Here is a 14,181-nt window from a genome sequence, read left to right on the forward strand (position 1 = left end):
GCTTGGCTGCTGGGTGGGGCGCGGATCAGGCGTGGCCAGCGGGACCGTGGCTGGGGTAGCGGGTATGGGCGGACTGTGTCAGGCCGGCGGCGCGATCCGCCGGAATTTTGGTGCAAAGCGGACCGCTCTGCTCGCGTCGTCGGCGCCGGGCCTGGCATCGGCATTGCCGGCCGCAGCGCAGGACGCCATGTCGAGTTCCACGCGCGGCAGCGGCGACTATACCACCGCTACCAACTGGAACCCGGCCGCGGTGCGGACCGGCACGGCGTACTTCGCGACGGGTTCCCGCGTCACCGCCGGCTATGCCACCAAGGGCGGCGTCAAATATGCGTGGTGACAAGGCAGAAAAGAATGGCGCAGGCGGCGGAGTTGGGGACTTGAGTTCCGGGAATGCAGGCGCGTTGCGGCGGCGGGTGCTGCTGTCGGGCACCATGCTGGTGGCGGCGGCCGTTGGCTATGGCCGTCGCGCCTATGGCGCTTGCGCGCCCTCCGGCGGCACGACCTACCAGTGCTCGGGCACGGAGGTCACCACGCAGCCGATCACCGCCAACAACGCCGCGGTCTCGACCCTTCCCGGGTTCAGCGTCAACAGCCCCGGCGACGGCATAACGATTACCGGCGACGGCGCTCTATCCTACACCGACACCAACGCCTCGTCAGTCACCGGCGCTGGGGGCAAGGCGCTTTATGTCAAATCCACCGGAAACGATGCCGGCACAAGCACGCCCGGCAGCGTTACCATCAATACGAATGGCGCCCTCACCGGCGGCGTCTACGGCATTGATGCGCGCAACGCCGGCACTGGCGCACTCACCGTCACCGTCACCGCCAACGGCGATGTCACCGGCACCGGCTTCATTGGCATCAACGTATTCAATTCCGCTGCGGGCACCGATCTCAGCGTGACCACCGGCGCCGGCACGACGGTCAGCGGTGCCATCGGCATTGAGGCGATCAACCAAGGCAGTGGCGCGACCACCGTCACCGTCAACGGCGATGTCACCGGCACTGGTGGCGGTGGCATCGTCGCAACTAATTTCGCGCTGGCGACCGCTCTCACCGTGACCACCGGCGCCGGCACGACGGTCAGTGGCACCAACGGCATTATCGCGAACAACTACGGCACGGGCGCGCTGACCATCACCGCCAACGGCAATGTCACCGGCGCCACCGGTAACGGCATCTACGCGCGGAACAGGAATGGCACCACTCTCACCGTGACCACCGCCGCCGGCACCACGGTCCGCGGCACCGGCGGCGGCCCCGGCATTTTTGCGCGCAACTTCGGCACGGGCGCGCTGACCATCACCGCCAATGGCGATGTCACCAGCACCGGTGGTCGCGGTATCTTGGCGCAGAATGACAGCGGCACCACTCTCACCGTGACCACCGCCGCCGGCACCACGGTCCGCGGCGCCAGCTATGGCATTTTTGCGTACAACGCCGGCACGGGCGCGACGACCATCACCGCCAACGGCAATGTCACCGGCACGACTTTTACCGGCATCTACGCGAGGAACACCGGCACCGGCACCAGTCTCAGCGTGACCACCGCCGCCGGCACGACGGTCAGCGGCACCAACGGCATCTACGCGCGCAACCAAGGCACGGGCGCGCTGACCATCACCGCCAACGGCGATGTCACCGGCACCACTGGTAACGGCATCGACGCGCACGGCTACGGCACCAATCTCACCGTGACCACCGCCGCCGGCACCACGGTCAGCGGCAACACCAACGGCATTTTTGCGCGCAACTTAGGCTCCGGCGCGACCACCGTCACTGCCAACGGCGATGTCACCGGCACCAATGGTAACGGTATCAACGCGCTGAACTCCATTTCCGGCCCCGGTCTCAGCGTGACCACCGCCGCCGGCACCACGGTCAGCGGCGCCACCAACGGCATTTCTGCGACCAACTACGGCGGCGCGATGACCATCACCGCCAATGGCAATGTCACCGGCGGTAGTGGTAGCGGCATCGCCGCGTTCAATGCCGGCTTCGTTACCGCTCTCAGCGTGACCACCGGCGCAGGCACCACGGTCAGCGGCGGCACCGACGGCATTGTTGCGCGCAACTACGGCAGCGGCGCGCTCACCATTACCGCCAACGGCGATGTCACCGGCACCAGTGGTCGCGGCATCGCCGCGCTGCACGGCGGCACCGCTCTCAGCGTGACCATCGGCGCCGGCACCACGGTCAGCGGCGGCAGCGACGGCATCTATGCGAGCAGCTTCGGCAGCGGCACGCTCGCCATCACCGTCGCCGCCACCGGCACCGTGAGCGGCGGCAGTGGCTTTGGCATCCAGGCTCGCGGCCGTCCTGCGACCGTGACGGTGGCCGGCACGGTAAACGGCGGGGCCGGCGGCGCCATCAAGTTCGACCAGGCGGGCGCCTTTGCCGACCGCCTCGAACTGGTGACCGGCGCCGTCATCAACGGCAACGTGCTCGCCGGCCCCGGCACCGATACGCTGGCGCTGACCGGCACCGGAACGGCCAATTTCGACGCCGGCCTGATCGGGTCGGGCCAGCAATATCAGAATTTCGAGGCGTTCCAGAAGGACGGCAGCGGCACCTGGACGCTCACCGGCACCAATACGCTGGTGCTCCCCTGGACGGTCGCGCAAGGCACGCTCGTCGTCAACGCCAACATGACCAACGCGCCCTTCACTGTGACCGGCGGCGTGCTGGCAGGCACCGGCACGATCGGCAACACCTTGGTCACGGGCGGCATCTTCGCGCCGGGTTCCGGCACGGCCGGTTCGTCGATGACGGTCAACGGCACGCTCGGGTTCAACGCGGCGGCGACTTATGCGGTCCATCTCAATCCGACGACGTCGTCGTTTGCCAATGTCTCGGGCGCGGCGACGCTTGGCGGCGCGACGGTGAACGCGGCGTGGGCGAACGGCAGCTACATCGCCAAGCAGTACACGATCCTCACCGCCGGCAGCGTGAGCGGAACATTCAATCCGACCGTCGCCAACACCAATCTGCCGGCGAACTTTCACGATACGCTGAGCTACGATGCCACCCACGCCTACCTCAACCTGGCCTTGAATTTCACGACGCCCGCGTCCGGCACCCTCAACGCCAACCAGAACAACGTCGCCAACGCGCTGATCAATTCTTTCAACAGCAACGGCGGCATCCCGCTGACGTTCGCGACGCTGTCGGCGCCCGCTTTGTCGCAGGCCTCCGGCCAGCCGGGCGCGTCAACATCGCAGGCCGGCATTACCGGGGTGGGACAGTTCATCAACGGCGTGTTCGATGGCGCCTTCGGAGACAATCCCGGCCGGAGCGGCGCGACGGCCTTCGCACCGCAAGACGATGAAGCGAACGCCTATGCGCCGAAGCGGCAGGTCTCGCGCGAGGCGAAAGAGGCTTACGCCGCCGTGACGCCGCGCGACCGGCAGTCGTCATCGTTCGAGCAACGCTGGAACGTGTGGGCCTCGGCCTATGGCGGCAACAGCCGCGTCAACGGCGATACCACCGCGGGCACCAACACCACGACCAACCGCGTCGTTGGTGCCGTTGCCGGGGCCACCTATCATTTCACGCCGGATACGCAGGCGGGCTTTGCGCTCGGCGGCGCCGGCTCGAGCTTCGACATCGCCAACGGCTTTGGCGGCGGACGCGCCGACGCCTTCAACGCGGCGGTTTATGCCAAACATAGCTGGGGGGCGGCTTACGTGGCCGGCTTGCTCGGCTATTCCTGGCAGGACACCAGCACCGATCGCACCGTGACGATCGCGGGCATCGATAGATTGCACGCCTCGTTCCGGGCGCAGGCGCTGGCCGCGCGTCTCGAAGGCGGCTGGCGTTATGCCACCCCCGTGGTCGGCATCACGCCCTATGCGGCATTGCAGACGACCACATTCTATCTGCCAGGCTATGGCGAGACCGCGACCTCCGGCAGCAACACCTTCGCGCTGAACTACACCTCCAAGACCGTCACCGCGACGCGCAGCGAGTTCGGTGCGAAATTCGACAAGGCGATGTTGGTGCAAGGCGGCGTCTTTACGTTGAAAGCCAGGACCGCCTGGGCGCACGACTGGAATACCGACCGCGCCGCCACCGCGACCTTCCAGACGCTCCCAGGCGCCACCTTCGCCGTGAACGGCGCGCAGCCTTCGGCCAACGCCGCGCTGGCCTCGCTCGGCGCCGAAATGAAATGGCACAATGGCTGGTCGGCCGCAGGCTATTTCGAGGGCGAGTTCTCCCGCGCCACCGCCGGCTACGCCGCCAAGGGCGGCGTCAAATATGCGTGGTGACAAGGCACAAAAGAATGGTTCAGGCGGCGGAGTTGGGGACGTGAGTTCCGGTCATGCAGGTGCGTTGCGGCGGCGGGTTCTGCTGTCGGGCACCATGCTGGTGGCGGTGGCCGTTGGCTATGGCCGCCGCGCCTACGGCGCCTGCCTGAACCCCGTTGGCTCGACCTACCAGTGCTCCGGCACCGAGGTCACCACGCAGGTGATCAGCGCCAACAACGCCGCGGTCTCGACCCTTCCCGGGTTCAGCGTCAACAGCGCCGCCAGCAACGCCATAACGATTATCGGCGACGGCGCTCAGTCCTACACCGACACCAACGCCTCATCGCTCACCGCATCCGACGTCAGCAGCACGGCGCTTTATATCAGATCCGGCGGCGGCTACGCCGGCACGCCCGGCAGCATCACCATCAATACGAACGGTGCGCTCACCGGCCGCACCAACGGCATCTATGCGCGCAACTTCGGCAGCGGCGCGGCCACCGTTACCGCCAACGGCGATGTCACCGGCACCAGTTTCGTCGGCATCAACGTAAACAATTCCGCTGCGGGTACCGATCTCACGGTTACGACCGGCGCCGGCACGACGGTGAGCAGCGATGTTTTCGGAATTTTTGCGAGCAACCAAGGCACTGGTGCGCTCACCATCACCGCCAATGGCGATGTCACCGGCACCAGTTTCGTCGGCATCAACGTAAACAATTCCGCTGCGGGTACCGATCTCACGGTTACGACCGGCGCCGGCACGACGGTCAGCGGTGCCGGCGGTATTAGTGCGCGCAACTACGGCACGGGCGCAACGACCATCACCGCCAACGGCAATGTCACCGGTACCACTGGTTACGGCATCGACGCATATAGTTCCAGCACGGGCGCCGCTCTCAGCGTGACCACCGGCGCAGGCACGACGGTCAGCGGCATTACCGGCATTTTTGCGCGCAACTTCGGCACAGGCGCGCTGACCATCACCGCCAATGGCGATGTCACCGGCACTAGTGGCGGTGGCATCTTCGCAACTACTTCCGCGACGGCGACTGATCTCACCGTGACCACCGCCGCCGGCACCACGGTCCGCGGCACTGGCGGCGGCCCCGGCATTCTTGCGCGCAACAACGGCACGGGCGCGCTGACCATCACCGCCAATGGCGATGTCACCGGCAGTAGTCGCGGCATTGACGCGAAGAACTACGGTACCGCTCTCAGCGTGACCACCGGCGCCGGCACAACGGTCAGCGGCACCTTCTTCGGCATTTTTGCGCACAACGTCGGCACGGGCGCGACGACCATCACCGTCAACGGCAATGTCACCGCCACCACTTTTAGCGGTATCTACGCGAGGAACACCGGCACCGGCACCACTCTCAGCGTGACCACCGCCGCCGGCACGACGGTCAGCGGCGGCGACAAGGGCATCTACGCGCTCAACTTCGGGACCGGCGCGCTGACCATCACCGCCAACGGCAATGTCACCGGCACCACTGGTTACGGCATCGACACATATAGTTCCGGCACGGGCACCACTCTCAGCGTGACCACCGGCGCCGGCACGACGGTCAGCGGTTCCGGCGGCATTTTTGCGCGCAACCAAGGCACAGGCGCGCTGACCGTCACCGCCAACGGCGATGTTACCGGCACCAATGGTAACGGTATCAACGCGCTGAACTCCATTTCCGGCCCCGGTCTCAGCGTGACCACCGCCGCCGGCACCACGGTCAGCGGCGCCACCAACGGCATTTCTGCGACCAACTACGGCGGCGCGATGACCATCACCGCCAATGGCAATGTCACCGGCGGTAGTGGTAGCGGCATCGCCGCGTTCAATGCCGGCTTCGTTACCGCTCTCAGCGTGACCACCGGCGCAGGCACCACGGTCAGCGGCGGCACCGACGGCATTGTTGCGCGCAACTACGGCAGCGGCGCGCTCACCATTACCGCCAACGGCGATGTCACCGGCACCAGTGGTCGCGGCATCGCCGTGCAGCACGGCGGCACCGCTTTCAGCGTGACTGTCGGCGCCGGCGCAACGGTGAGTGGAAGCACGGATGGCATCTATGCGAGCAGCTTTGGCAGCGGCGCGTTCGCCATCACCGTCGCCGCCACCGGCACCGTGAGCGGCACCAGTGGCTTTGGCATCCAGGCCCTCGGCCGCCCTGCGACCGTCACGGTGGCGGGCACGGTGAACGGCGGCGCCGGCGGCGCCATCAGGTTCGACCAGACGGGCACCTTCGCCAACCGCCTCGAACTGGTGACCGGCGCCGTCATCAACGGCAACGTGCTCGGCGGCACCGGCACCGACACGCTGGGACTGAGCGGCACCGGTTCGGGCAGCTTCAATGTCGCCCAGCTCTCCTCGTTCGAGGCCGGCCAGAAGACCGGCAGCGGCACCTGGACGCTCACCGGCGCCAACACCGGCATCACCGCGTTCTCGGTCGGCGGCGGCACGTTGGCGGTGAATGGCACGATGACCAATGCCGCCATGACGGTGAGCGCAGGCGGCACGCTCAGCGGTACCGGCAGGGTCGGCAACACCTTGGTCACGGGAGGCATCTTCGCGCCGGGCTCCGGCACGCCCGGCTCGTCGATGACGGTCAACGGCACGCTCGGCTTCAACGCGGCTTCGACCTATGCCATCAACGTCAATCCAACGACGGCGTCATTCGCCACCGTTTCGGGCGCGGCGACGCTCGGCGGCGCGACGGTCAACGCGATCTTCGCCAACGGCAGCTACATCTCGAAGCAGTACGCGATCCTGACCGCCGCCAGCATCAGCGGCGCGTTCGGCATGCTGACCAACACCCATTTGCCTTCGAACTTCCATGACTCGCTGAGCTACGATGCCACCCACGTCTACCTGAACCTCGACCTGACCTTCACGACGCCCGCGTCGAACACGCTCAATGGCAACCAGAACAACGTCGCCAATGCGCTGATCAATTCTTTCAACAGCAACGGCGGCATCCCGCTGACGTTCGCGACGCTGTCGGCGCCATCTTTGTCACAGGCCTCGGGCCAGCCCGGCGCGTCAACGTCGCAGGCCGGCATTACCGGGGTGGGACAGTTCATCAATGGCGTGTTCGACGGCGCCTTCGGCGACGGTCCCGGCCAGGCCGGCGCGACGGCATTCGCGCCGCAAGTCGATGAAGCGAACGCCTATGCGCCGAAGCGGCAGGTCTCGCGCGAAACGAAGGAGGCTTACGCCGCCGTGACGCCGCGCGACCCGCGGTCGCCATCATTCGAGCAGCGCTGGAACGTGTGGGCCTCGGCCTATGGCGGCAACAGCCGCGTCAACGGCGATACCACCGCGGGCACCAACACCACGACCAACCGCGTCTCCGGTGCCGTTGCCGGGGCCACCTATCATTTCACGCCGGACACCCAGGCTGGCTTTGCGCTCGGCGGCGCCGGCTCGAGCTTCGACCTCGCCAACGGTTTTGGCGGCGGCCGCGCCGACGCCTTCAACGCGGCGGCCTATGCCAAACATACCTGGGGGGCGGCTTACGTGGCCGGCTTGCTCGGCTATTCCTGGCAGGACACCAGCACCGACCGCACCGTGACGATCGCAGGCATCGATAGATTGCATGCCTCGTTCCGGGCGCAGGCCCTGGCCGCGCGTCTCGAAGGCGGCTGGCGTTACGCCACCCCCATGGTCGGCATCACGCCCTATGCGGCATTGCAGACCACCACGTTCTATCTGCCGTCTTACGGCGAGACCGCAACCTCCGGCAGCAACACGTTCGCGCTAAATTATGCCTCGAAAGAGGTGACCGCGACGCGCAGCGAGTTCGGTGCGAAATTCGACAAAACGATGCTGGTGCAAGGCGGCGTCTTTACGTTGAAAGCCAAGACCGCCTGGGCGCACGACTGGAATACCGACCGCGCCGCCACCGCGACCTTCCAGACGCTCCCAGGCGCCACCTTCGCCGTGAACGGCGCACAGCCTTCGGCCAACGCTGCGCTCGCCTCGCTCGGCGCCGAAATGAAATGGCACAATGGCTGGTCGGCCGCAGGCTATTTCGAGGGCGAGTTCTCCCGCGCCACCACCGGCTATGCCGCCAAGGGCAGCGTCAAATATGCGTGGTGACAAGACACACAAGAATGGCTCAGGCGGCGGAGTTGGGAACTTGAGTTCCGGGAATGCAGGTGCGTTGCGCCGGCGGGTGCTGCTGTCGGGCACCATGCTGGTAGCGGCAGTCGCCGGCTATGGCCGTCGCGCCTGCGGCGCCTGCCTGAACCCCGTTGGCTCGACCTTCCAGTGCTCGGGCGCCGAGGTCACCACGCAGAACATCACCGCCAACAACGCCGCGGTCTCGACCCTTCCCGGGTTCAGCGTCACCACCGTCGGCGGCAAGGCCATAACGATTAACGGCGACGGCGCTCAGTCCTACACCGACACCAATGCCTCGTCGCTCACCGCATCCGCCGGCACGGCGCTTTATATCAGATCCGGCGGCGACTTTGCCGGCACGCCCGGCAGCGTCACCATCAATACCAATGGTGCGCTCAGCGGCTACAACGGCATTTATGCGATCAGCAACGGCGCGGGCGCGCTGACCATCACTGCCAACAGCAATGTCACCGGCAGCACTGGAGGCGGCATTGTTGCGCAGAACAACGCCGGTACCGCTCTCACGGTGACCAGCGGCACCGGCACCACGGTCAGCGGCTACTACATCGGCATTTTTGCGCGCAACTCCGGCACGGGCGCGCTGACCATCACCGCCAACGGCAATGTCACCGGCACCGTTCGTAGTGGCATCCAAGCATCCAATTCCGCCAATGGCACCGATCTCAGCGTGACCACCGCCGCAGGCACGACGGTCCGCGGCGGCACCACCGGCATTGATGCGAACAACTCCGGCACGGGCGCGCTGACCATCACCGCCAACGGCAATGTCTATGGCACCAGTGCCAAGGGCATCTACGCGCGGAACACCGGCGCCGCTCTCAGCGTCACCACCGGCGCCGGCACGGTCCGCGGCGCCACCACAGGCATCGATGCGCGCAACTCCGGCACGGGCGCGCTGACCATCACCGCCAACGGCAATGTCACCGGCACCACCGGTTACGGCATCGACGCGCGGAACCTCAGCGCCACCACCACCGATCTCAGCGTGACAACCGCCGCCGGCACGGTCCACGGCCGCTACGCCGGCATTCGTACGCGCAACTCCGGCACGGGCGCGCTGACCATCACCGCCAACGGCAATGTCACCGGCAGTTTTTACGGCATCGACGCGCGGAACCTCAGCGCCACCAGCACCGCTCTCAGCGTGACCACCGGCGCCGGCACCACGGTCAGCGGTGCCTTCGGCATCTACGCGCGCAACTTGGGCAGCGGCGCGCTCACCATTGCCGCCAACGGCAATGTCACCGGCGGCAATTACGCTGGCATCCAAGCAAGCAATGCCGGTAGCGCCGCTCTCAGCGTGACCACAGCCGCGGGCACCACGGTGAGCGGCGCCTATGGCATTGTTGCGGCCAACTCCGGCACGGGCGCGCTGACCATCACCGCCAACGGCGATGTCACCAGCACCGGCGGTGACGGCATCTTTGCACAGAGCGGCGGCGGCGCGCTCGCCATCACCGTCGCCGCCACGGGCACCGTGACCAGCAACGGCGCCGGCACGAACGCTTTTGCCATCGAAACCAACGGCGCCACGGCGACCGTGACGGTGGCCGGCACGGTGAACGGCGGCGCCGGCGGCGCCATCAAGTTCGACCAGACAGGCGCCTTTGCCAACCGCCTCGAATTGGTGACCGGCGCCGTCATCAACGGCAACGTGCTCGGCGGCGCGGGCACCGATACGCTGGCGCTGACCGGCACCGGAACGGGCAGTTTCGACGCCGGCCTGATCGGGCCGGGCCGGCAATATCAGAGTTTCGAGGCGTTCCAGAAGGACGGCAGCGGCGCCTGGACGCTCACCGGCACCAATACGCTCACACTCCCCTGGACGGTCGCGCAAGGCACGCTCATCGTCAACGGCAGCCTGAGCAACGCGGCGTTCACCGTGAACGCGGGCGTGCTGACCATCGCAGCAGGGGGCGTCACGTCGACGGTTACGAATAATGCGGTTTTCAATAATGCCGGCACCGTTAGCGGCAACCTGATCAACAACGCCGGCACGACCACCAACTCCGGCGCCATCACCGGCAACGCGACCGTCAACGGCGGCTTAGTCAACGTGAGCGGTTCAATCGCCGGTCAAACGCTCGTAACCGGCGGCGTGCTGGCAGGCACCGGCACGGTCGGCAACACCCTGGTCACCGGCGGCATCTTCGCGCCGGGTTCCGGCACGCCCGGTTCATCGATGACGGTGGGCGGCACGCTCGGCTTCAACGCGGCGTCAACCTACGCCATCAACATCAATCCGACGACATCGTCATTCGCCAATGTCTCGGGCGCGGCCACCTTGGGCGGCGCGACGGTCAATGCGATTTTCGCGCCCGGCAGCTATATCGCCAAGCAATACACCATCCTCAACGCCGGCAGCATCATCGGCACCTTCGGCATGATCACGAATACCAATCTTCCGGCGAACTTCACCGACGCGCTGAGCTACGACGCCACCCACGCCTATCTGAACCTGACGTTGGCCTTCATCGCACCGCCGACCAGCGGTCTTTCCGGCAACCAGAACAAAGTCGCCAACGCCCTGATCAACTACTTCAATACCAATGGCGGCATCCCCCTGGTGTTCGGCGGGCTCACCGCCAACGGGTTGTCGCAAGCCTCCGGCCAGCCCGGCGCGTCAACGTCGCAGGCCGGCATTACCGGGGTGGGACAGTTCATCAACGGCGTGTTCGATGGCGCCTTCGGAGACAATCCCGGCCGGAGCGGCGCGACGGCCTTCGCGCCGCAAGACGATGAAGCGAATGCCTATGTGCCGAAGCGGCAGGTCTCGCGCGAGGCGAAGGAGGCTTACGCCGCCGTGACGCCGCGCGACCGGCGGCCGTCATCATTCGAGCAACGCTGGAACGTGTGGGCCATGGCCTATGGCGGCAACAGCCGCGTCAACGGCGATACCACCGCGGGCACCAACACCACGACGAATCGGATTTTCGGCACCGTCGCCGGCGCCCTCTATCATTTCACGCCGGATACGCAGGCTGGCTTTGCGCTCGGCGGCGCCGGCTCGAGCTTCGACATCGCCAACGGTTTTGGCGGCGGACGCGCCGACGCCTTCAACGCGGCGGCCTATGCCAAACATACCTGGGGTGCGGCTTACGTGGCCGGCTTGCTCGGTTATTCCTGGCAGGACACCAGCACCGACCGCACCGTGACGATCGCAGGCATCGATAGATTGCACGCCTCGTTCCGGGCGCAGGCGCTGGCCGCGCGGCTCGAAGGCGGCTGGCGTTATGCCACGCCCATGGTCGGCATCACGCCCTATGCGGCATTGCAGACCACCACATTCTATCTGCCAGGCTATGGCGAGACCGCGACCTCCGGCAGCAACACGTTCGCGCTGAACTACACCTCCAAGACCGTCACCGCGACGCGCAGCGAGTTCGGTGCGAAATTCGACAACGCGATGCTGGTACAGGGCGGCGTCTTCACGCTCAAGGCCAAGGCGGCCTGGGCGCATGACTGGAACACGGACCGCAGCGCGATTGCGATCTTCCAGACGCTCCCAGGCGCCACCTTCGCCGTGAACGGCGCACAGCCTGCGGCCAACGCTGCGCTGGCCTCGCTCGGCGCCGAAATGAAATGGCACAATGGCTGGTCGACCGCAGGCTATTTCGAGGGCGAGTTCTCCCGCGCCACCACCGGCTATGCCGCCAAGGGCAGCGTCAAATACGCGTGGTGATGTCTGCAGACATCAGGCGATCGGCAGCGCGCTCTCGGCGAGCGGATCGTGCGTCGCCGTGGAAGGCGAGCCCGCGCAGGAAGCCGGGGCATGTTTGCTTCATCCGGATACAGGGATCGCCGGGCCGACCAGCGCGTCGACGAAGGTCGCGGCCGATTCCCTGAGCTGCTTGCGGCTGTAGCCGGCACGCTCCATCACGGCCAGACCTCGCGTGAAGGTCACGATGACACGCGCCAGACGGTTGGCATCTGTCGCCGGCTTGCCATCAGCCGAGCCGATGGCCTGGCTGACGATCTGCTCCAGCCGCTCAAGTAGCCCGTGCACGCGCTTGCGCACCTCCTCGCCCGAAATGCCAGCATCCAGCGCGGTGCGCGTTGTCAGGCAGCCCCGCGACGGCGAACCGCTGGTCATGTTGACGATGATCATGTCGAAGAAGTTGCGCAGCCTTTCCGCGACGTCGCCCCCGGCCAGCGCCTTGGCGACGGTGTCGAGGAATTGCCCGGCATACTGGTCGAAGGCGCGCAGGAAGATCGCTTCCTTGTCGCCATAGGCGTTGTACAGGCTGCCGCGCTGGACGCCGGTTGCGGCGGCGAGATCCTGCATGGTCGCGTCATGCAGCCCCTTGCGCCAGAACACGTCGAGCGCCAGCGCGATCACTTCCTGTTCGTCAAACTGCCGCACGCCCACCATTGGCTCACCCGCGATTTATTCTTGACACTCGTGTCAAGATTGACATTAATGTCAAAGATAGCGCAACGGAGCCGAAATTCCAATGATCATCGCCATCACCAACTTTCAATTGCCCAAGCCGGTCACCCGGGACGAGGCGCGCAGCATTTTCCTCACCACGGCGCCGACCTATCAGGGCGTCGCCGGCCTGGTCCGCAAGTCCTATGTCGTGGCTGACGATGGCAACAGCGTCGGCGGCATCTATCTCTGGAACTCGCGCGCCGAGGCCGAGGCTGTCTTTACCGAGAGCTGGAGGGCCTACGTACGGGGGAAATACAATTCGGAACCCTCCGTGACCTACTTCGACAGCCCGGTCACGGTCGACAACGTCACCCACGAGATCCTCAGCGATGCGTAACCTGGCATCGACACGGGTGCCGCGCGTTTTGCGCAGAACCAGTGATCGCGGGAAGCGGTAGCGGAGGACGCGGACGGCGGCTATCGTCCCCTCCCCGCCAACCGAGGTTTCCGAATGAACGCGCAACCGGCCCAGCAAATTCCCGGCGTCTATCACCGCAAGATCGGGGATATTCTCGTCACCGCGATCAGCGACGGCTATCTCGACAGCACGCTGGAGGTGATGCGCAACGTCGATGTCGACAGGGCGAAGCAGATTCTGACCGACGCGTTCCGGCCGGCGCGGCGCACCAGCGTCAACACCTTCCTGGTCCATTCCAAAGGCCGCACCGCGATCGTCGATACCGGCTCGGGCAACTATATGCAGCCCAGCGCCGGCAAGGTGCAACAAAACCTCGCCGGCGCCGGCATCGATCCGAAGTCGATCGACACCGTGCTGCTGACGCACATGCATCCCGATCATTCCGCCGGACTGACCGACATGACGAACGGCCAACTGCTGTTTCCGAACGCCGAACTCGTGATGCACGAGAACGAATTGCCGCATTGGTTCGACGACGGTGCGATGGCCAAGGCAAACGAGCGCGACAAGAAACTGTTCTTCCAGGCCGGCCGCGAACAGGTCGCCCCCTACAAGAAGCGGACGCGGCTGTTCAAGCAGGGCGAAGTCTTCCCCGGCGTCACCGCGGTGCCGAGCCACGGCCATACGCCGGGCCATACCGCCTATCTCATCGCATCAGGCAACGACCAGTTGATGATCTGGGGCGACACCGTGCATGTGCCGGAAGTGCAGACTGCCATTCCGGAAGCCGGCATGGCCTTCGATACCGATCTGGCGGCAGCGGCCGCCTCACGCAAACGGATGTTCGATCGGGTTTCCGCCGACGGCGTCCTGATCGCCGGGATGCATCTGCACTTCCCGGCTTTCGCGCGGCTCGCCCGGCGCGGCGACGCCTATGCGCTCTATCCGGAGCACTGGATCCACGACATCGACGCGGTCCCGGCGGTGAAATGATTTA

General features: G+C 66.1%; 7 protein-coding genes. 6 read left to right on the top strand and 1 reads right to left on the bottom strand.

What is annotated here, in order from left to right; all coding sequences use genetic code 11:
• The first annotated feature begins 64 nt into the window (after positions 1-64).
• From BLS26_RS02540 to BLS26_RS02555, 4 genes are read left to right on the top strand one after another with little or no spacing between them, the layout of a single operon-like run.
• The gene (locus BLS26_RS02540; RefSeq protein ID WP_092508139.1) at positions 65-337 is read left to right on the top strand and encodes a hypothetical protein; all 273 of its coding nucleotides are present in this window, start codon (positions 65-67) and stop codon (positions 335-337) included.
• Between the two features lie 40 nt (positions 338-377).
• The gene (locus tag BLS26_RS02545; RefSeq protein ID WP_157676260.1) at positions 378-4,271 is read left to right on the top strand and encodes an autotransporter outer membrane beta-barrel domain-containing protein; all 3,894 of its coding nucleotides are present in this window, start codon (positions 378-380) and stop codon (positions 4,269-4,271) included.
• Positions 4,272-4,311: 40 nt separating this feature from the next.
• Positions 4,312-8,349 carry an autotransporter domain-containing protein gene (locus BLS26_RS02550; protein WP_157676261.1) on the top strand — a complete coding sequence of 1,346 codons (4,038 nt, stop codon included), beginning with the start codon at positions 4,312-4,314 and terminating at the stop codon, positions 8,347-8,349.
• A gap of 40 nt (positions 8,350-8,389) precedes the next feature.
• Positions 8,390-12,076, top strand: a complete 3,687-nt coding sequence (locus tag BLS26_RS02555; RefSeq protein ID WP_157676262.1) for an autotransporter domain-containing protein — start codon at positions 8,390-8,392, stop codon at positions 12,074-12,076.
• A gap of 99 nt (positions 12,077-12,175) precedes the next feature.
• Here the strand turns inward: BLS26_RS02555 and BLS26_RS02560 are convergent, their stop codons facing one another.
• On the bottom strand, positions 12,176-12,766 hold the full coding sequence (locus BLS26_RS02560; protein ID WP_092508147.1) for a TetR/AcrR family transcriptional regulator: 591 nt from the start codon (positions 12,764-12,766) through the stop codon (positions 12,176-12,178).
• 82 nt (positions 12,767-12,848) lie between these two features.
• Here BLS26_RS02560 and BLS26_RS02565 point away from each other — a divergent pair, with 82 nt between their 5' ends.
• Both BLS26_RS02565 and BLS26_RS02570 read left to right on the top strand, forming a co-directional pair.
• Positions 12,849-13,163, top strand: coding sequence for a monooxygenase (locus BLS26_RS02565; RefSeq protein WP_092508149.1), 315 nt, complete (start codon positions 12,849-12,851; stop codon positions 13,161-13,163).
• A gap of 114 nt (positions 13,164-13,277) precedes the next feature.
• Positions 13,278-14,177: an MBL fold metallo-hydrolase gene (locus tag BLS26_RS02570; RefSeq protein WP_092508151.1), complete on the top strand. Its 900-nt coding sequence runs from the start codon at positions 13,278-13,280 to the stop codon at positions 14,175-14,177.
• The last annotated feature ends 4 nt before the right edge of the window (positions 14,178-14,181 follow it).

Source organism: Afipia sp. GAS231, from assembly GCF_900103365.1.
Lineage (GTDB): Bacteria > Pseudomonadota > Alphaproteobacteria > Rhizobiales > Xanthobacteraceae > Bradyrhizobium.